Source organism: Photobacterium sp. DNB23_23_1, from assembly GCF_052873815.1.
This window is the reverse complement of record NZ_JBNNXT010000002.1, coordinates 18028-37636: the sequence shown is the minus strand read 5'-3', so window position 1 is coordinate 37636 and position 19609 is coordinate 18028. Positions and strand designations below refer to the sequence as shown.

Here is a 19609-nt window from a genome sequence, read left to right as displayed (position 1 = left end):
CGGTATTTTGCATGTCTTTCCAATCGCTGGGGTTGAATCACCAACTCGTCGAAAACGTTTCTTCACTCGGTTTTGAACAGCCAACACCAGTACAGCTTCAGGCTATCCCCGAAATATTAGCAGGTCACGATGTGTTGGCTGGTGCTCAAACGGGGACCGGAAAGACTGCTGCTTTTGGGCTTCCGTTGATCCACCGTTTACTAGAAAGTGATGTTGACACTGAAACTAAGCAGGTTAAAGCGTTGATATTGACACCTACCCGAGAACTCGCACAGCAGGTTTTTGACAGCTTATCGTTATACGCAAAAAATACACCGTTGAAGGTTGCCGTTGCTTATGGTGGAACCAGTATGAAAGTGCAGGTAAAAGCGTTGGAGTCTGGGGTTGATATTCTTGTCGCGACACCAGGGCGACTGCTTGATCATGCACATGTACGTACGGTTGATCTCAGTAAGGTCAGCTACCTGGTTCTGGATGAAGCTGATCGCATGCTGGACATGGGTTTCATTGATGACATCAAGCGTATCCTTAAGCGGATGCGTGTCGATCGCCAGACCGCGTTCTTCTCTGCGACATTTGGTAAACAAGTGAAAAAGCTCGCTTTTGATATTTTGGATGACCCTAAGCTGATCGAAGTAACGCCAAGTAACAGTACGGCGGTTACTGTTGAACAAATGGTATATCCAGTCGACAAACACCGTAAAAGCGAATTGCTGGCTTACCTCATTGGCTCTAGAAACTGGCAGCAAGTGTTAGTGTTTACTAAAACCAGACAGGGATCGGATGCACTTGCCAAAGAGCTTGGCAAAGATGGCATCAAGGCCGTGTCTATCAACGGTGATAAGAGCCAAGGGGCACGCCAGCGTGCTCTGGATGACTTTAAGTCAGGTAAAGCGAGAGTTTTGGTTGCAACGGATGTCGCAGCTCGCGGTATTGATATTGAACAGCTGGAGTATGTCATCAATTATGAGATGCCGTTCAAAGCCGAAGATTATGTACACCGAATCGGCCGTACAGGCCGAGCAGGGCAAACAGGACATGCTATCTCTCTGATGAGCCTTGATGAAGAGTGGGCACTGCGTGCTATTGAAGAGCTACTCGATACAAGATTGCCCCAGCAATGGCTAGAAGGGTATGAACCAGACCCTAGCTACGAGCCGCCTGAAAATCGCCGTCGTGGCCGTTCAAGTGATAAGCGCCGGGCTAAGGCGAAATCCCAAATCCACAAAAACCGGGGTCGTAATCGTACTCGGAATTAGCAATAGTAAGCATGTTTTTGCAACAAAAAAAGCATCACTTATAGTGGTGCTTTTTTGTGTTAGGAAGGGTACTCAATAGGCTAACGGGGTTTCTATATCCTGTACCTTGAGGTAACTTAGGTACAGAGTTACTTTTTGCAGTGTTTGATCGCGTTCTCGAGTAATTCAGTCGCTGTTTGGTGGCAATCTGGTAGCGCTATTTCCGTCTTGTGAACGGGAGTGACACGTTGCCCCCATTTAATGACTGCCGCCCCCCAAGTCAGGCCGGCACCAAATGCGGCCGATAAAATGGTATCGCCAGGTTTTATTCGTCCTTGCTCGACGGCTTCGCATAGTGCGATAGGCACAGTGGCCGCCGATGTATTACCGTATTTATGGATATTGATGAAGGCTTTGTCTTGCGGGATACCTGCATGGTCGCACAGCGCTTCAATTATGCGTTGGTTTGCCTGATGGGGAATGACAATATCAATGTCGTCTTGGGTTAAGTTCGCACGCTGTAACACGGTGTTCGCAGCGGTACCCATGCCACGTACTGCGCGTCGGAAAATTTCCCGGCCAACAAAGTTAAAGGCAAAGTGCCCTGCGTCAGGGTTGAAACGATCCATAGCCGTACCAAATTCAGGGATGGCGAGAACATCTCTTCCTTCAGGGTCACAGCCCAATTGTGCATCAAGCAGTCCTGAATGTTGCGTTGAACGGCTTAAGACTGCAGCTCCCGCTCCGTCACCAAATAATACAGCAGTGTCGCGCTGACTCCAGTCTAGATACCATGAAAGGCGTTCAGCACCAACCACCAGAACATGCTGATAGTTACCAGCCTGAATCATTTTGGTTGCCGTTTCCAGACCATAAAGAAACCCGGTGCAAGCCGCATTCATATCAAAGGCAGCCGCTTTGATTGCCCCCAGATCGAGCTGTACTTTTGAGGCGATATTCGGCACTAAAGTATCAGGAGAGCAAGTTGCAATAATGATTAAATCCAACTCAGATGCATCCACACCAGCGGCTGCAAGCGCCCGAGCGCCAGCAACACGAGCTAGATCTGAGGTATTCACATGGCTTATTCGCCTAGACTCGATACCTGTACGAGTTCGAACCAATTCATCCGATGTTTCAACGAATTGGCTAAGCTCATCATTACTGAGCTGTGTTGGAGGGAGGCATTTGCCCCATCCGGTAATTTCCGCGTAGTACATAGCGTCACTCGTCATTATTATTCGACCTAATCAAAGTAAACCATAACTGACTGTTAACACAAGACATGTAACCTGCTTACATTCAGATGTTGTGGTTATGTCCGCTATGAGTATTTGTTAAACTGCTTATACCCAAGTAACGTGTTGAAGTAGCTTGGGCCTATAGCCAATAACCATAAGGATATAACCAATGATTCGTTTGGGTGTAATCGGTACAAACTGGATTACGGATCGCTTTATCAGCGCGGCATTGTCAACCGGTCACTACCAGTTGACGGCGGTTTATTCCCGAACACTGGACAAAGCGTCGGAGTTCGCCAGTAAATATGGTCAAGTTAAGTGTTATGACTCGCTAGATGATCTGGCAAATAGCGATGTTATTGATGCGGTATACATTGCCAGCCCTAATTCACTGCATGCGCCTCAGGCCAAAGTATTTATTAATGCGGGCAAACATGTGATTGGCGAAAAGCCGTTGGCATCCAATATTACCGAAGTTCAAGAGCTCGTTGCTCTTGCTGCGGAAAAACAAGTGCTATTGTTTGAAGCTATGGTTGCGACATATGTTCCTAACTTTGACGTCATTAAGAAGGCGTTACCAAAATTAGGTCGGCTACGGAAGGTATACTTTTCGTATTGCCAGTATTCATCTCGATACCAAAAGTATCTCAACGGTGAGAACCCTAACACCTTTAACCCGGTATTCTCTAATGGTTCGATAATGGACATCGGGGTTTACCCACTGAGCTGTGCTATTGCGCTTTTTGGTGAACCAGGCAGCATGACGGCACAGGGGTCTTTATTGGACTCAGGTGTTGATGCGCATGGAACTTTGGTGCTGCATTATCAAGACTTCGATGTCACTATTGCCCATTCCAAGGTGAGCGATGGCTTTATTGCAAGTGAGATACAAGGTGAGCAGGGTACGTTGTTGGTGGATTTCATTTCCCAGTGCCGTGGTGTTAAATTGTGCCGCCGAGATGAGCCTGTAGTCGACTTATCCGTTGAGCAAGATGAAAATACGATGCGTTATGAAGCCGAAGAGTTTGCCCGTTTATTTAACGCCAGTATCGTTAGTCACGAGGGGCTAATCCGCAGTCAAATAGTCAGTGCTATTACAACGCAAGCACGTGCAATTATAGGTGTGCGTTTTCCTGCAGATGAACAGTGATACCAACCTACATAAATATTTGATCAGTCTTGCAGGTTAAAATCGCTGTTCTCTGCGTTAGATACTTTGTAATTAGAGCCACTAGTTACAAAATATCTGCCTTGATAACAACGATTTCTCCAGTGCAAATACTTGATCAACGACTTATCCAGATTGGTATAAGATTCGTCGACTAAGTTGGTATACCCATATTTATCGAAAAGGGCGGTCCATTGACCGCCCTTGTTATATTTAGCTTTGATCACCAGAACAGGTAGGCAAGGGAAGAAAGTACCGCGATGCAAAGCACGTTCAAATATATACCAACCTTCATCATGTCGGACTGTTTGATGTGTCCAGAACCAAAAACAATGGCATTTGGAGGCGTCGCAACAGGTAACATGAATGCACAAGAAGCAGCGACGGCGATTAAGGCAGATAGAATAACAGGTGAAACGCCTAGCGCCTCGGCGACCGTTGCAAACACAGGTACTAATAGCGCTGCACTTGCGGTGTTACTGGCGAATTCGGTGAGGAAGACCACGAAGCCTGCAATGACTAAGATAGTGAAGAATAGGCCTGCTTGCTCTAGGAAACCACTTAGGCTGTGTGCCAGGAAGACGCTTGTGCCAGTGGCTTTTAATACGTTACTCAGGCAGATACCACCACCGAACAGAAGCAATACGCCCCAGTCTGTAGATTTCTCGATGTCTTTCCACTGAACCACGCGTGATGCACCAAGCATGACGATGGCTGAAAGGGCAACCAGCGTATCAAAACTTTTAATTCCACCGAGCATACCATTGATCGGTTTGCTGAGAATCCAAAGCATGACTGTGATGCCAAAAATGACTAACGTTGCCAGTTTGCTGTTATTCCATTCGACAGGTTTGTGGTCAAGTTCAAAGGTGTGGTTAAGGTTTGGCTTCAACACAAAGTAAAGCAGGGCAACCGTTATAGGTAACAACACAATAGATACGGGTAAACCAAATGCCATCCACTCCGTAAAGCTCAGGCCAACTTCCGCTGCTGCGATAGCATTAGGAGGGCTACCAACTACCGTAGCTATACCACCGATACTTGCACAGTAGGCAATACCTAGCAGTACGAATACGTAAGTACTGCGTTCACTTTTGGCATTTACTTTATTTAATACGCCAAGGACAAGTGGCAGCATCATGGCTGTCGTGGCTGTGTTACTGATCCACATTGACAGCATGGCTGAAACACCAAATAACATAAATACAGCAACAGACATACGCCCTTGGGCAATAATCAGGACTTTATCCGCAATAGCCTTATCTAATTCTTGTTTATGTAGCGCGGCTGCAAGAGCAAAGCCTCCCAAGAATAGGAAGATAATTGGGTTGGCAAAATTGCTTAAAGCCGCGGGGGTAGGGAATATATCAAAGCCGACGGCAAGGATGGGGACCAAAATTGCAGTAATGCTAACGTGCAGTGCTTCTGTTAGCCAAAGTACTGCAACGAAAGCAAGAATACTAAGGCCAACTACCACGTTTTTCTCAAAAGGTAGGGTGTTCAAAAGTAGAGTAAAGAGGGCTATGTCTGCCAGAAGAATAATACTGTTCCGGTCAAACAGCCACTTGCGTAGTGTCATCGTCAAGGCTGTCATCGTTGTTTCCTTTCATCTGATTATAGTTATCTAGTGCAATCTTTTGGATTAAGCTGACTCGAGATAAATGTTACCGGTTGTTTTTGTTTTGTTAATCGTGATGCGTCAATTTGTTGGTGGTTTGACGTTTTGATTGATTGAAGTGTGAGGCTGTAAAGTGGGAATGAGTATAAAGTTACCCATTTTCTGATGGAGCCACAGCCAGTAAATTGCCATGTTGACGCGGAACTGGCAGTAAGTTGCAGCAGTTTGTGATATTGCTCTAAATGACAAATAGAGGTGGTCTATGCCTATTTTCCTGCTCCTATGCTGGATGTATCATATTCCAACAAACAATGAAGAACAATTGATCCAATCTGGCAGGAAATATGAAACAGCAAGGGATTCAAAAGCGCGTTAGGCAGGATGCCCAGTTACATGTGCGCAATGTCAGGGCAAAATTTATTAAGTCGTTCGATGGACCTTCAAAAGGTAATCAGGCTCAGCCAGCGACCAAGCCATCTATAACAAAGTAAACGAACGAATAATTACTTCACCTGTCGTTACTTCGGAAGGTGAGGACCTTCAATTTCTAGCGGCTCTTTTTCTATAGGTTCTTTAGGGCCGGAAAATTTGGGTTGCATGTCAAGGATATATACATCGATAACAGCCTTGATTCTGGCAAGGACTTCCCGGGTGCGGATCTTTAATCCGGCTAGACCTTTGGGCTCTGGGACAGCAAGGCAAATAGCGTCAATATCATTACGATCTGCAATAAACAATGCTCGTTCACAGTGAAAACGTTGGGTGATAATGACAAAATGATTGGCGTCGAAAACACTCTTTGCCCTTACCACAGAGTCCAACGTACGAAACCCAGCGTAATCCAGTACGATATCTTGATTGGGTATACCGGCTTTAAGTAAGTCACGCTTCATGGTCCACGGCTCATTGTATGAGCGATGGGCATTATCACCACTGAGTAACAAAATATTGATTTTCCCTTCTTTATATAACTGTTGAGCAGCATCTATGCGATACAGGTAATAGGGGTTGAGTGATTTAGCGATATATTTGCTGGTACCTAGTACTAACCCAACAGAGCGGGCAGGAGTGGCTTGAATGTTATCAAAGATACGAGGCGAGGCTTGATCGGAGAACCAGCGGTCGATCAACAAAATAGATGATACGAGTAGAATGCAGAAAATTGAAGCTAAGCGTATGATATTAAATAGCTTCATAGCGATTTGGTTATTAGGGTGATGGATAATGAGGCCAGGCATACTGTATGCTTATGGCTAACGAAAAAATACATGTGTTTGTTAAATCCCTTGTGCTTCTATGAGCGCTTAAAACAATGTAGCGATGCGCCTAATATTTGAAGATACCTTGGCTTGACATAAAAAATCAACGTAAGAGAATTTTACTCGTTATCAGGTAGGGATAGTTTAACCTAATTCATTGAATGTGTTGTGTTAAATCATCGTCAATTACAGGCTTTATTCTGAAACCGCATCGACTGTACCGTGGGCTATGGGAAGAATAAAACATTTTGGTCGGACATACTGGATTCGAACCAGCGACCCCTACTCCCCCAGAGTAGTGCGCTACCAAACTGCGCTAATGTCCGCCAAAAGGCTTTGTATTCATCATGTTAGCAATTGATAAAAGAGATTTTACAGTACAAGTTCTATAAAGTAGTAGGGTAAATGTCCAAAAATAATACCTGCCTCTCATTATTAATTAGAAACTTTACCTATACCTAAGATACTGCAAGGTGTTTGGTTCAGCGATAGTTGCTTGGATGCGAGAATGGATAAATACAAAGACGGCCTATGGATTAATTTGCTAAAGTGTTCTCTCTAGTCCACACTATCAATATGCAGTAAAACCCTGCTTTTTGCTGAATATTTGATAAATTCCTTAAATTTATGTTCACAAGGATCCTAACACGAGGTATTATCAGCGCATCTACCCTTTGTAGTTCCTAACGATTGCCACTCATTGCTTCTGACAACCTATGTGCTGCATTGACTGTGGTCCAATATGAAAAAAATTTCTTGCTCTTGATGCAAGGTAAAATCATTTGAATGTTATTTGCATATCATCATTACATTGCTTGAATAGCCCAATAATTAACGGGTGCCTTAATGCATGATATTCAATTTAAGAGGTAATATTGATGGATAACTTTGCAGCTGCTGAAAAAGCGTTATCAGCAATGCTTAATAGTGTTGAAGCGAAAACTGTAAAAGTTGATACGAAAACAGGTGTTGTAACAAAAGAAGAGCGTGTTGACTATCGACAAGTGCTTATTGATTTCGCTGATGAGGTGCCTGGACGCCAAAAGGCCGTGATTAAACGTATGCCTTTGCACAAAATTAACAACCTTATTGCTGTTCTTCATGAGTTTAAAAATGAGGCCCGTCAAGTTCGAATGATGGAAATTCTGGCTCTCATGGAAAAAGACGGTGTTGAACCGGAAGAGCTTGTTGATAAAATCGAAGAATAAAACCGCCTTTAGAATTCTTATTTGTCGACATTAACTTGCATTCAATTAGAAAGTTGCAGGGTTAATATAACGGCGTCCCAAACATAGTTTTGTTTTGGAAATGCACACTCTGATGTAATGAGAGTGGGTTTCACTATACCTCTTTAATGTGTCGATTGTTTGATTGGCACATTTTCTTTATGCCATATTCCCTCAGCAGTGTACTGTCTTAATGTCAGTAAATTCACACACTCATATCTAACCTTGTAGGTAACAAAGTGTATTAGGGCTATTGTGAACCTGATAGTATGCTTATGTAGTAATAGACAATAAGCGAAAGGTTAAATAGTGGATACGTTGGTAAATGCACACCAGCTTGGAAAAAGCTATGGTAAGTTCCGTGCTTTGATGGGGGTTAGTTTTACAATTGCACCTGGACAGGTATTAGGCATCTTAGGGCATAACGGGGCAGGAAAGTCATCGCTTATTAAATGCTTGCTCGGCGCGCATGAATATGATGGCACATTGAGTGTTTTTGGTCATGAACCAATGAAAGAGCGGGTAGCGATTGTTCGTGACTTAGCTTACCTTTCTGACGTTGCCGTGCTGCCTGAATGGATGACAGTAAAACAAATTGTTAAATACAGTGCGGGAGTCCATCCCAATTTTGATCGTGAATTAGCCACAAAATACCTATCACAGACCGATATCCAATTATCTACGAAGATTGGCCGCCTTTCAAAAGGAATGAAGGTGCAGCTGCATTTGGCATTGATAATGTCTGCCGACGTCCGCTTACTCATTTTGGATGAACCGACTCTTGGCTTGGACTTAATGTTCAGAGAGCGTTTCTATAATCAGTTGGTCGAATGGCTCAACCAAGGTGAGCGTTCAATGATTATTGCTAGCCATGAAGTTGATGAAGTCGCTCATCTTTTAACGGATCTATTAATTTTGAAGAAAGGCAAAACGGTGATGAACGGTGCCGTTGATGAACTTAAAGGTCGTTTTCAAAAAGTCGTCGTTAGCGAAGAAAACAAGCGTAGAGCCGAAGCGGCAAGACCCCTATATATACAACAAGGGGTAAAAGATTCGGTGTATATTTTTGACAATGTAAAAGCCGAAAAGCTATCTGCGATAGGGGAAGTATGTGAACCTTCCTTGTCTGAAGTGTTCATTGCATTGCAGCAGGAGGAAGTATGAGAGCTTGGTTAACACTCCTCGAGAAAGAGCTGATTGAGCACCGTATTGTGATTCGCCTACCACTTCTATTGTTGGCCTTTGCCATCATCAATTTTGTCTTTGTAATTCAAGGTGACAATGTTTCGTTTACTATGCAGTCAAGTGGCCAGGGGGTTATTGACTGGGGGATCGCACAAGGAACGTTTGCTGGATTAGTCGGGAAGCTTAACGAAGTGGTTGCCGGCATTGTGTACCTCGTCTTGTTTTTTATCTATGTTCCGAAAACGTTACGTAAAGAGAAACAAGAAGGTAGTTTGTTATTTTGGCGCTCGATGCCGGTTTCAGATTACCAGGCTATCGCGGTTAAATTGGTTTTTGCACTCGTTGTCATTCCGTTAATTGCTGCAGCCTTAATGATGGCGGCTGATATCATTGTTTGGGTAATGGCGACCTTGTGGCTGCCCCAAGATGTGATGGTGAGCTGGGGGATTTCAGTGGTGAACCTTCTGATCCATGGGGTTGAATTTCTTGGCCGCTTAGCTTTAATGAGTATTGTCCTTTTTCCTATTGGTGTGGGGCTTATGGCTTTGTCGCAGTTAACCCGATACCCGTTGCTGGCAGCGATTCTGACAGTGATCCTATTTAAAGTCGCAATGTATCAGGCTACAGGATCAAGTGAAGCTGGTGCGGTACTATCAGAAATATATGGCCTGCCATTTTCTATACTGACGAGTTCGTCAGCGTATGCAGTCTTCGCTGAATTCGGTTTTGCTTCTCACCTAGTGATGCTCTGTATTGGCATTGGCTTGTACTGGTTGAGTAGCTGGTTAAGAGGACGCGATGATATGTTGCGTATGATGTAGCCGCTTGCCACCAAGTATCAAAAGTCACGTATAAAAAAACGGAGAATGTCACCATTCTCCGTTTTTTTCAATTTGAGCGAATTGACTACGCCGCTACTACCGTATTTAGGTATTCTACTTCACGCTTGTATTTACGTACATTGCGTGAAAGTGTACCTTTAGGTACGTCGAAGCGCTTTTCAGCTTCATAGCTGGATAGGCCTTCGAAGATCACAGCCTCAACGGCAATGCGTTGATTGTCAGATTTAAAAATCCGCTGTGCGATAACTTTGTATTGTGAACGGTTCATGTGTTGTGTACTCGCTAGGCAAAACATTCCCAGAGCAAATCTCTTAGGAATAAAAGTTAGTTCTCATTTATGATTGATGAGATTACCAGCTGAACCCTAACAGAACCTTAATCGATTAAGCGTAATCCTGTTGGTAGTGCATCACCGAATACGCGCTTAGTTTCACTCTCTGTCAAGACCTTGACGGTTGATACCATATCTATCCAACTTTCTGGCGCTTTGCTGGATTTTAGCTTCAAAATAACGTCATTTCGATCGTTTTCGTTAATGTCTAAAGTTCGGTCTCCGGTCATTCTAGACATCATTACAGCGGCAAAAGCGATGTTTGGATCCTTGCGCCAGTCGAAGTCCATCAGCTCTGGTAAGCAGTACGCGACATGTTGAGGAGTGAGCAAATTATGTGCACTACCATAGAAAGGACTACGCGTTGCAATCCGGCCAATAGCCCACCAGTGTGCTTGGGAATATTGCGGTTTCTGTAGGCGGCCGAAAATCCATTCAATAAGCTGGAGTTTTTTGTCGAATGGCAAATTTTCTAAACTCGCAGCCAATCGCACCATATCTTCGTAGCTGCGTTCTTGCAGTTCTTTGGCGAGCTTGCTGTTTCGACTGGCCGCTGGGTTGATATATTTCGCAATGTCTTTGTAAATGACCAATTGCTGTTCTTGGTTTAGGCCTCCGGCGATACGACGCCAGAATGTCCACCAGTCGCTCCACGTTTGTGTGCTAGTGCTGGATTGAACACCGTGTTGGTAAAGCTGCCAAACTTGCTCCATACGCCACTCATCAGACGGGTAGCCAAAGCCAGGACGCATGGTAAAGCCTGTGAGTTTCAGCCAGTTCCTTTCATGGAGATCTGAACGACGGCGACGTTTCTTGCTATCGAGAAGTGAATTCGCTAACTCTCTTAGACAAGGCGTTTCCCAGTTGTCCCGTTTACCAAGTGTTTTCTCAAGTTGGCTACGCAAGGTTTTTATGGTGTTTGGGTTATTGTTCTTGGTACTTCCGCCATAAGCTTGTTTTACCAGCGCGATGGCATCATCCATGCGAGCAGGTAAAGCCGACTCGGCAAGGGTGGCGTTATCTCCTTCACGATGGAGTTTGGCTAAATCTTTACGGATAGCGAATTCTACTTTCCAGCGTTTATTGTCATCATGGTTGCTGACACACTCTAGCTGTAAGGTCCCCACTTCAGTAAGCTGACAGGCAAGGGTGACTTCTTCGCGGTCTTTCTGATTGGCTGCAAGCTCTGCACGATCACGATCACTGTCTAATGTAGCAATGAAAGGCGGGAGCGAAACAAAGCTTTCTTCATCTATGGTAAAGATTTCACCGGCTTGGGTGTGGCTATCGTCAGTGGATGAAACCAGATTAAAGCGTACGGGCTCACCGAGCGTTAGAGCAAACTTGCGGTCTTTTAAACGAATTTCGGTACTTTCATCAATACCTTTGGGCAGCAGACAGAGTCCTTGTTTTTCTCGTCTTTTGCTCTCAAGTACTAAGAAAAATGAACGAGCGGAGCCTCCACCAATTTTAAGCTGTGCACCGTGGCGGGCTTTAGCGTATGCAACAGCTCCATAAGCCACCGCCAGATCGGGGTGCGGATTGTCAAGTTGAGTGACGCTGTCACCTTTCCACTGAGAGAAAGTATCGAGCACGCGATTAGACAATAGAGGACTGTTGAACACACCACCATTAAGCAATACAGCAACAGGGATCGCAGGTTGTTCTGCTGTCGGTGCCTGGGCGGTATTTTTTAGGGATTCTCGGCACACTGAATCATGCAAGGCAATGAATTGGGCAAGGTGTTTGCTGATAGCGGGATCCGCCGCATATGGCAAACCGAACTCGATAACCGCGGCTTGGCGATGACTTGGCTGATCGCTGAAGTCTGTTTGTGGGAAGAAGCCGTCCAGTGCGATTTGATGAACCTCATCGCGAGTCATATCAATACTCTTAGCTCCGCCAATTAAACGAGAGCCACTGCCCAACATCGTTACTTTTGCGGTATTAGGGGCGTTGCCAGATAGCAGTTGCTCTTTGACTTTACGGGTTTGTTGGATGAGCTTAGATAGGCCGGAAGCACTGAGTTTCTTACTGGCACCATGAAGACGCTGTTCAGCAAGATGGGCGAGGGCAAGGTCAATGTTATCCCCACCCAGCATAAGGTGGTCACCCACACCGATCCGATCTAGTGTGAGCTTGTCATCCTTGGTACCAACTTTGATTAAGCTCAGATCGGTGGTACCGCCACCCACATCACAGACCATTAATAACGGAATATCTTTAAGTAGCGCTTCGGCTTGATCTTTGTTTTTAGCATACCAGTCGTAACAGACCGCCTGTGGCTCTTCAAGCAGTAAAATATCGCCAAAGCCAGCCAGTTTGGCGGCTTCCAATGTTAAAGCCCGTGCCCCTTCGTCGAAAGAGGCCGGTACGGTGATCACGACCTCCTGATCTTTTAGCTTGTCACTTGGGTGGTGGTAATCCCATGCTTGGCGAACATGGTTAAGATAACTGGCACTGGCGATGACCGGTGAGACTTTTTCAACACTGTTGTTAGCCGACCAAGGGAGAATAGCTTCGGTTCTGTCGACGCCGGTATGTGATAGCCAGCTTTTAGCACTGACAACTTGGCGACCTTCAACCTTAGCGCCCATTTCCCTAGCAAGCTCACCAACGATAGCATGTTGAATATCACCATCAACAGGCTCGATATCCCATGGCAGTACCATTAAAGATGGGTCAATTTCACCAGTGGCGGGGTGGTAGCGAAATGAAGGAAGCAGAGGTTTACGTGCGACCTCGCCAGGGGCGATAAGTTGGTCTATTTCAAAAATCTCGATTGGGCTCGATTCTAGGTTATCTGAAATCGGCGTGTAGGCAACAACAGTGTGAGTTGTTCCGAGATCAATACCGACAAGGAAGCGAGGAGAGGTCATGCATTACTCCAGACGGGTTGTTTTAATACTTTTTAAGGCTTCTGATAGTATCCCAAAAGGGCATTAAGTGCATTAATGAAGGCTTTATCTTTGGGATCAAATCTTTGATTTCAATAATATATTGTTTTTGCTAGCCAATTGTTCTCATCTAAAAAAAACGGCGCCCTTAGGCGCCGTTGTTATGATAACAATATGTTATTTCTCGCGAACGTCGAATTCGACTTGCCACTTTTGGCCACCATCAGTCGGAATGGCCTCAAGGCAAAATGTACCTAGCTCAGTCACGCGTGAAGCAAGCCGAACCGGTACAATTTCGCCTGCTGTACGGCCATCAGAAACGGGCAGCGTTACCTGAATAGCTGGCAGCTCTTCCAGTTCCTCTGGCTGCCACCAATCAAGGTGGGTACCCGCTGGGTCATCACGGCGAACCGTGGAGCCGAAGAATTTGAATTGCACAGGCTGACCAATGACCAAGCCAAATTCGCGGCTTGGAACCTCGGCATGAGTGCCTTCTTCCATACCGAAAGGGGCAACACAGAGTGCTTCCAGTGGCGGCTCCATACCAGGGATTGCAGGCATGGCACTTTCGATACCCACATAGTAGCTACTAGCGATACCACCACGGATACGAACGCCTTTGCCTTTACGAACAGAACCGTAATAAGACGCACCGCTGGCAACTGCCAAGTCGAGATCGAGGCCTTCAAGCAGTTTTGCTTCCGGGCTGTCAGCCGTTGTTAGCCAGCTGTTGATGATGGAAAGCAAACGTTCAGATAGCAAATCTGACTTCAGTACACCACCGTTGAATAGGATAGCGGTAGGTCGGATAAACCCTTCGTGCAGTTGGTCGTATTTTTCAAACAGTTCATCAACTGCTGAAGATTGACGGCTCAGGAAGCCAGCGACATGGCGAGATACAGCCGCATCTTGAGCATATGGCAGACCCATTTGAGTCAGTGCACCACGCTGCATCTCAACTGGATGCTGCTCAATGGTGTTACGAGGGAAGAAGCCTTCAACTAGCGTTTGCTGTACTTCTTCTTGGGTCAGCTCGGTTTGAAGCGTGCCGCCAAGCAATTTTGAACCGCGGCTAGGTACAACAATGGGTACAGCTTGAAGCTCTGCGTCACCGAGTAGGGCTTCTTTGGCATCACGACAAGCATGGGTGATCGCTTGGATTTGCCATGGCTGAAGTTGCTTGCCTTCTTGTGCCAGCTTCATCTTCAAGCGGTAGGCAAGGGCAAGGTCCATGTTATCACCACCAAGAAGGATATGATCTCCGACCGCAACTCGGTTTAGCGTTAGGTTACCTTCTTCTTCAGTCACTGCAACCAAAGATAAATCAGTGGTACCACCACCGATATCGACAACCAGAATAACGTCACCAACAGAAACTTGATCACGCCAAGTATCGTCGTTGTTTTTTAGCCAGCTGTATACAGCTGCCTGTGGCTCTTCAAGCAATGTCATGTGCTTGAAGCCGACTTCACGAGCTGCTTCTGCCGTTAAATCACGGGCTGCTGGATCGAATGATGCCGGTACGGTAATAGTAACGTCCTGCTCGAACAGCGGCGTATCTGGGTGTTGATGGTTCCATGCATCAGCAAGGTGAGCAAGGTATTGGCGGGTCGCTTCAACCGGTGAAACTTTCGCGACTTCTTCCGGGCTATTTAATGGCAGGAAGGCATCACGACGGTTCACACCACCGTGGCAGAGCCAGCTTTTCGCACTGGCGATTAAGCGAATAGGGGTTTTGCTACCAAGGCCACGGGCCATTGCGCCGACAATCGCATTTGGATGGCCAGACCATGGTAGGGCAGTATCACCCTCTGCAAGCTCAGATTCGTGAGCTTGATACATGAAGGAGGGGAGTTGGCTTTTTTCTTCAACATGGCCAGGGGTGGTAAGTTGAGGAATTGGCATGACGTTGACGCTAGCGTCTTCGTCTTGCAGATCAACATAAGATAATACGCAGTGAGTGGTACCAAGGTCGATACCAACACTATAACGGTGTTCTTGAATTTCTTGCATCACAGTTCTACCTCAGCGGCGGCAACAATTTTTGCATCGTGACCTTCAGCCAGTTTTGGCAGTTTAACGTCGGTCACTTTCCAGCCGCGGTGAATTAGGGTTCCGGTAAAAGGTGCTTCGCCAACAACATTACCTGTAAGACGAACCTCAGAAGCGTTGAAGCCTTTTGGTAATGTAATACGTGTTTCTTCTTCTTCGGCACGTACAGGGGCAAAGCTGAAGTATTCGGATAGTACTTTCTGGCCACCCTCATGAATAACACGGGCAGCAGCACCGATTTCAGCATCGCTGAAACCTTTGAGATCTTCTTGCATGAAGTCAATAAAGCGTGCTTCTTGCTGAAGCAGGGAAAGAAGTTGTAGTGCAGCATCTGGTGTCGATGTTTTAAGCTTAGGTTTGACTTCAACGATCTTTTCTACGATCTTTTCAACTTCAACAACTTTTTCGACCTCGATGATTTTCTCGACAGGTTTTTCAACCTCAACGATTTTTTCGACTTCTTTCTCAACAACTTTCTCGACTTCGACCGGTTTACCTTTCTTCGAGATATAAAGTACCAGCATAACGAGCACTAATCCGCCCAGCCAAGCATGGCCCATATCAATCGTTGTCGGCATTGCCGATAAGTCCACAGTTAGTTCAGAAAAATCAAAAGCCATATGTCGTCTTCTCTATATGAATGAGAGTTTAATTCACAAATTAGGGCAAATATTATCATAATCAAGGTGCATTACACCCAAGGGGGGGATTTTTTTGCCCACTATTAAGCATTTAGCCGTCTTGTCGCTTAATTTAGCACCAATTAACATTGACATTACTCTGTCATTTGGCCATTTGTAAAATGATAAACTGCTTTTACCTGTTATTTTGAACAATCCTATCTTTCATTTTTAGCGCAAAATGTTTCATTCAGTGAGACTATTCATGAATTTCCCATTGTTTTGCAGCACTGGATGGTGAAATCCTTTAAACTAGCGACGTAATCAAAATCAATCCTAGGTGAGAAAATGTCTTCTGATTTTTATGGAACCAGTGCGGCGTATGCTCGGCAAGAGCAAGGCTACCGAGAAAAAGCGCTGAAACTATACCCTTGGGTGTGTGGCCGTTGTAGCCGTGAGTTTGTCTATTCAAACCTGCGTGAACTAACAGTACACCATGTCGATCATGACCATACCAACAATCCAGCAGATGGTAGTAACTGGGAGTTGCTCTGCTTGTTTTGTCATGACCATGAACATGAAAAATATACTGAGCACGACAACCAGATGGGCAGTGTGGTGAAAGCGGGTGAAGATGATCACCAAGCCGCGACGTTTAATCCATTTGCAGATCTTAAAGCGATGATGGATAAGAAAAAGTAACCGCTACCAACTTGCTGTGATTATGGGTAATTCAGAACCGATTTGATTTCAGCAATATTCTCGGCGATCCACAATTTGTTGATCGCCCCCCAGTTTTCTATTTCATATCTTCCACTGCGATTGCGTTCACCTTTTGTTTGCTTGAAAGTACACACAATATCAAGCTCGGTAAGGCTCTTGATCGTATCTTGAGCTGTGCGCCGCGGCATGCCCGTATACTCAAGGATATCTGGTACGGTTGCTATCCCTGAATTAATCAGGTGTGCGACATATAGCCGTCGGTAAAAGCTTGATTTCGTTTTACTGATCGTCACTCCATAACCCCTTTTCAAACAGTGTTTATACCAAACTAAGCAATATTCTGCCTTATCACCCTAGCATCAATATTGTGCGTATTGCACTCAATAATATCCGCACAAAAAATACGAGATTTTCTCAACGAAGGTTTTTATCTCATCAAGTTATCAAATTCTCGGAAGCTAGCTAGAGTTATAAGTATTCAGACTAATTGGAGTTAATGATGAGTGATGCTAACCAGCACCGTTCTGAACTAAAGGCTTTTCTTTTTATTACCATTGTTCTGTTTCCCATTCTTGCTGTTGCCGTTGTCGGCGGCTATGGGTTTATTGTGTGGTTTTTGCAGGTATTAGCAGGCTAGTAAAAATATAAATATCAAAAGCTTGTGATTGTGAGTGTTTTTTACCGTGAAGCAATAGTTGAGTGAGATAGCAATGAAATTTTCTCGGCGTAAGTTTATAAAGGCGCAGGCTGCAGCCAGTGCCGCGGCGGCGGCTGGTATGTCGATACCAGTTGTGGCGAGCAATGTGGTTACCGATTCAGAGAAAACTAATATCACCTGGGAGAAGGCTCCCTGTCGATTTTGTGGGACTGGGTGTTCTGTCAATGTTGGGGTTAAAGATGACAAGGTGGTTGCGACCCATGGTGATATTAAATCGCCTGTAAATCGTGGACTTAATTGTATAAAGGGCTATTTTCTGTCAAAGATAATGTACGGTGATGATCGCCTGACACAGCCGATGTTAAGAATGAAAGATGGGAAGTTTGATAAAGAGGGGGATTTTACTCCCATTAGCTGGGAGCAAGCTTTCGATATCATGGCCGAAAAATGGAAAGCGGTGCTGAAAGAAAAAGGCCCAGAAGCGATTGGCATGTTCGGTTCGGGGCAGTGGACGATTTATGAAGGCTATGCGGCATCCAAACTGATGAAGGCAGGGTTTCGCTCTAATAATATTGACCCCAATGCTCGGCATTGTATGGCCTCGGCGGTAGTCGGTTTCATGCGTACTTTCGGTATTGATGAGCCTATGGGTTGTTATGATGATATTGAAGCTGCCGATGCCTTTGTTCTGTGGGGCTCTAATATGGCAGAAATGCACCCAATACTTTGGACGAGAGTAACAGACCGCCGGCTATCAAATCCTCATGTGAAAGTGTCGGTGTTATCTACTTTTGAACATCGTAGCTTTGAGTTGGCGGATGTTCCGATCGTATTTGAGCCCCAATCTGACCTCGCAATCCTTAACTTCATTGCCAATTACATCATTACAAACGATAAAGTGAATCATAGCTTTGTTGGTAAACATGTGAACTTCCGCCGGGGTGCGACGGATATTGGTTATGGGCTCCGGCCGGAGAATCCCCTTCAGCAAAAGGCGAAAAACCCAGATAGCGGCGATTCTGAGCCGATGACATTTGATGAGTTCAAAGATTTCGTCTCTGAATACACGGTGGAGAAGGCCAGCGAGATGTCGGGCGTTCCACAAAACAGACTGATTGAATTAGCCGAACTCTATGCCGATCCTGATACCAAGGTTATGTCTTTTTGGACGATGGGATTTAACCAACATACACGTGGGGTGTGGTGTAACAACTTGGTTTATAACATCCACTTGCTGACTGGGAAAATTTCTACGCCGGGAAACAGTCCTTTTTCACTTACAGGTCAGCCGTCGGCATGCGGCACTGCGCGTGAGGTTGGTACTTTTTCTCACCGTCTTCCAGCCGATATGGTGGTCAATAATCCTGAGCACCGGAAAATTGCCGAAAAAATATGGAAACTTCCCGACGGGACTATTCCGGGTAAAGTGGGGGCACACGCAGTGCTGCAAAGCAGGATGCTTAAAGATGGAAAAATCAATGCGTATTGGATCCAGGTAAACAATAACCTGCAAGCTGCCGCCAATATCAATGAAGAAACCCTGCCGGGTTACCGAAACCCAGACAACTTTATTGTTGTGTCAGATGCCTACCCTACAGTCACTGCTCAGGCTGCCGATTTGATCTTACCGGCGGCTATGTGGGTAGAAAAGGAAGGAGGGTATGGTAATGCCGAGCGCAGGACTCAGCTTTGGCATCAAATGGTGGATGCGCCGGGGGAGGCAAAATCAGATCTATGGCAGCTAGTTGAGTTTTCAAAACGCTTTAAAACGGATGAAGTTTGGCCAAAAGAGTTGCTGGACTCCAACCCTGGCTATAAAGACAAAACCCTGTTTGATGTGTTGTTTGCCAATGATAAAGTTAATGAATTCCCACTGGAAGATATTGCTGAAGGTCACAGCAATGCCGAGTCGACTGATTATGGCTTTTATATTCAAAAAGGGTTATTTGAGGAATATGCTCAGTTCGGTCGCGGTCATGCTCATGATTTAGCCCCATTTGATGTTTACCATGAAGAGCGAGGCTTACGTTGGCCTGTTGTTGATGGCAAGGAAACCTTGTGGCGATTTAAGGAAGGTTCTGATCCTTACGCGAAACCGGGCAGTGACTTTGATTTTTATGGTAAGCCTGATGGCCGAGCAGTGATATTCGCTCTGCCATATGAGCCACCAGCAGAAAGTCCTGATGAAGAGTATGACTTGTGGCTATCTACAGGCCGTGTTTTGGAGCATTGGCATTCAGGGTCAATGACTCGGCGAGTGCCTGAGTTACACAAATCATACCCTAACGCACAGGTCTTTATGCATCCTGAAGACGCTAAATCACGCGGCATGCGGCGTGGCGATGCGGTAAAAGTGGTTTCACGACGGGGTGAAATTATTACACGGGTGGAAACGCGGGGTAGGAACAAGCCCCCTAAAGGGTTGGTGTATGTCCCGTGGTTTGATGCTAGCCAGCTGATCAACAAGGTTACATTGGATGCCACCGATCCACTTTCTAAGCAAACAGATTTTAAGAAATGTGCTGTTAAAGTGGTAAAGGCATAGGGGTAC

At 45.4% G+C, this 19609-nt stretch carries 16 protein-coding genes and 1 tRNA gene; 8 read left to right on the top strand and 9 right to left on the bottom strand.

Annotated elements, in window-relative coordinates; translation table 11 throughout:
• Positions 1–11 precede the first annotated feature (11 nt).
• Positions 12–1259 (top strand): DEAD/DEAH box helicase, encoded by a 1248-nt coding sequence (locus ACVA53_RS02085; protein ID WP_255043100.1) that lies wholly within the window; start codon positions 12–14, stop codon positions 1257–1259.
• Between the two features lie 128 nt (positions 1260–1387).
• On the opposite strand, the gene ACVA53_RS02080 is transcribed toward ACVA53_RS02085, so the two are convergent.
• Entirely contained in the window at positions 1388–2458 is a 1071-nt protein-coding gene (locus ACVA53_RS02080; protein ID WP_446504457.1) for a beta-ketoacyl-ACP synthase 3, read from the bottom strand.
• A 190-nt stretch (positions 2459–2648) separates the two neighbouring features.
• Between ACVA53_RS02080 and ACVA53_RS02075 the strand changes: the two genes are divergently transcribed.
• Positions 2649–3629: a Gfo/Idh/MocA family protein gene (locus ACVA53_RS02075; RefSeq protein WP_255043101.1), complete on the top strand. Its 981-nt coding sequence runs from the start codon at positions 2649–2651 to the stop codon at positions 3627–3629.
• A 241-nt stretch (positions 3630–3870) separates the two neighbouring features.
• Here the strand turns inward: ACVA53_RS02075 and ACVA53_RS02070 are convergent, their stop codons facing one another.
• From ACVA53_RS02070 to ACVA53_RS02060, 3 genes are all read right to left on the bottom strand, one after another.
• Complete coding sequence (locus ACVA53_RS02070) at positions 3871–5241, bottom strand: SLC13 family permease (RefSeq protein WP_255043102.1); 1371 nt, start codon at positions 5239–5241, stop codon at positions 3871–3873.
• Between the two features lie 542 nt (positions 5242–5783).
• The gene (locus tag ACVA53_RS02065; protein ID WP_446504456.1) at positions 5784–6461 is read right to left on the bottom strand and encodes a SanA/YdcF family protein; all 678 of its coding nucleotides are present in this window, start codon (positions 6459–6461) and stop codon (positions 5784–5786) included.
• Positions 6462–6773: 312 nt separating this feature from the next.
• A tRNA-Pro gene (locus ACVA53_RS02060) sits at positions 6774–6850 on the bottom strand.
• 552 nt (positions 6851–7402) lie between these two features.
• Here ACVA53_RS02060 and ACVA53_RS02055 point away from each other — a divergent pair.
• The 3 genes from ACVA53_RS02055 to ACVA53_RS02045 all read left to right on the top strand — a co-directional run bounded on the left by ACVA53_RS02055 (position 7403) and on the right by ACVA53_RS02045 (position 9756).
• Positions 7403–7732, top strand: a complete 330-nt coding sequence (locus ACVA53_RS02055) for a hypothetical protein (RefSeq protein ID WP_255043103.1) — start codon at positions 7403–7405, stop codon at positions 7730–7732.
• Positions 7733–8059: 327 nt separating this feature from the next.
• Positions 8060–8914, top strand: a complete 855-nt coding sequence (locus ACVA53_RS02050) for an ABC transporter ATP-binding protein (RefSeq protein ID WP_255043104.1) — start codon at positions 8060–8062, stop codon at positions 8912–8914.
• A complete protein-coding gene (locus tag ACVA53_RS02045; RefSeq protein WP_446504409.1) occupies positions 8911–9756 on the top strand; it encodes an ABC transporter in 846 nt (281 codons plus the stop codon). The genes ACVA53_RS02050 and ACVA53_RS02045 overlap by 4 nt, the downstream gene beginning before the upstream one ends.
• Positions 9757–9841: 85 nt before the next feature.
• Here ACVA53_RS02045 and ACVA53_RS02040 read toward each other — a convergent pair whose 3' ends face one another.
• The 4 genes from ACVA53_RS02040 to ACVA53_RS02025 form a co-directional block, all read right to left on the bottom strand.
• Complete coding sequence (locus ACVA53_RS02040) at positions 9842–10045, bottom strand: helix-turn-helix domain-containing protein (RefSeq protein ID WP_255043106.1); 204 nt, start codon at positions 10043–10045, stop codon at positions 9842–9844.
• Between the two features lie 107 nt (positions 10046–10152).
• The gene (locus tag ACVA53_RS02035; RefSeq protein WP_446504408.1) at positions 10153–12987 is read right to left on the bottom strand and encodes an Hsp70 family protein; all 2835 of its coding nucleotides are present in this window, start codon (positions 12985–12987) and stop codon (positions 10153–10155) included.
• 195 nt (positions 12988–13182) lie between these two features.
• Positions 13183–15018, bottom strand: a complete 1836-nt coding sequence (locus ACVA53_RS02030) for an Hsp70 family protein (protein WP_446504407.1) — start codon at positions 15016–15018, stop codon at positions 13183–13185.
• The gene (locus ACVA53_RS02025) at positions 15018–15677 is read right to left on the bottom strand and encodes a DUF2760 domain-containing protein (protein ID WP_446504406.1); all 660 of its coding nucleotides are present in this window, start codon (positions 15675–15677) and stop codon (positions 15018–15020) included. The genes ACVA53_RS02030 and ACVA53_RS02025 overlap by 1 nt, the downstream gene beginning before the upstream one ends.
• A 348-nt stretch (positions 15678–16025) precedes the next feature.
• Here ACVA53_RS02025 and ACVA53_RS02020 point away from each other — a divergent pair, with 348 nt between their 5' ends.
• Complete coding sequence (locus ACVA53_RS02020) at positions 16026–16379, top strand: YajD family HNH nuclease (RefSeq protein ID WP_107348817.1); 354 nt, start codon at positions 16026–16028, stop codon at positions 16377–16379.
• Positions 16380–16399: 20 nt separating this feature from the next.
• Here the strand turns inward: ACVA53_RS02020 and ACVA53_RS02015 are convergent, their stop codons facing one another.
• Positions 16400–16693, bottom strand: coding sequence for a winged helix-turn-helix domain-containing protein (locus ACVA53_RS02015; RefSeq protein ID WP_255043110.1), 294 nt, complete (start codon positions 16691–16693; stop codon positions 16400–16402).
• 206 nt (positions 16694–16899) lie between these two features.
• Between ACVA53_RS02015 and ACVA53_RS02010 the strand changes: the two genes are divergently transcribed.
• Positions 16900–17037 (top strand): periplasmic nitrate reductase, NapE protein, encoded by a 138-nt coding sequence (locus ACVA53_RS02010; protein ID WP_255043111.1) that lies wholly within the window; start codon positions 16900–16902, stop codon positions 17035–17037.
• 73 nt (positions 17038–17110) lie between these two features.
• Positions 17111–19603, top strand: a complete 2493-nt coding sequence (gene napA / locus ACVA53_RS02005) for a nitrate reductase catalytic subunit NapA (protein WP_446504405.1) — start codon at positions 17111–17113, stop codon at positions 19601–19603.
• Positions 19604–19609 lie beyond the last annotated feature (6 nt).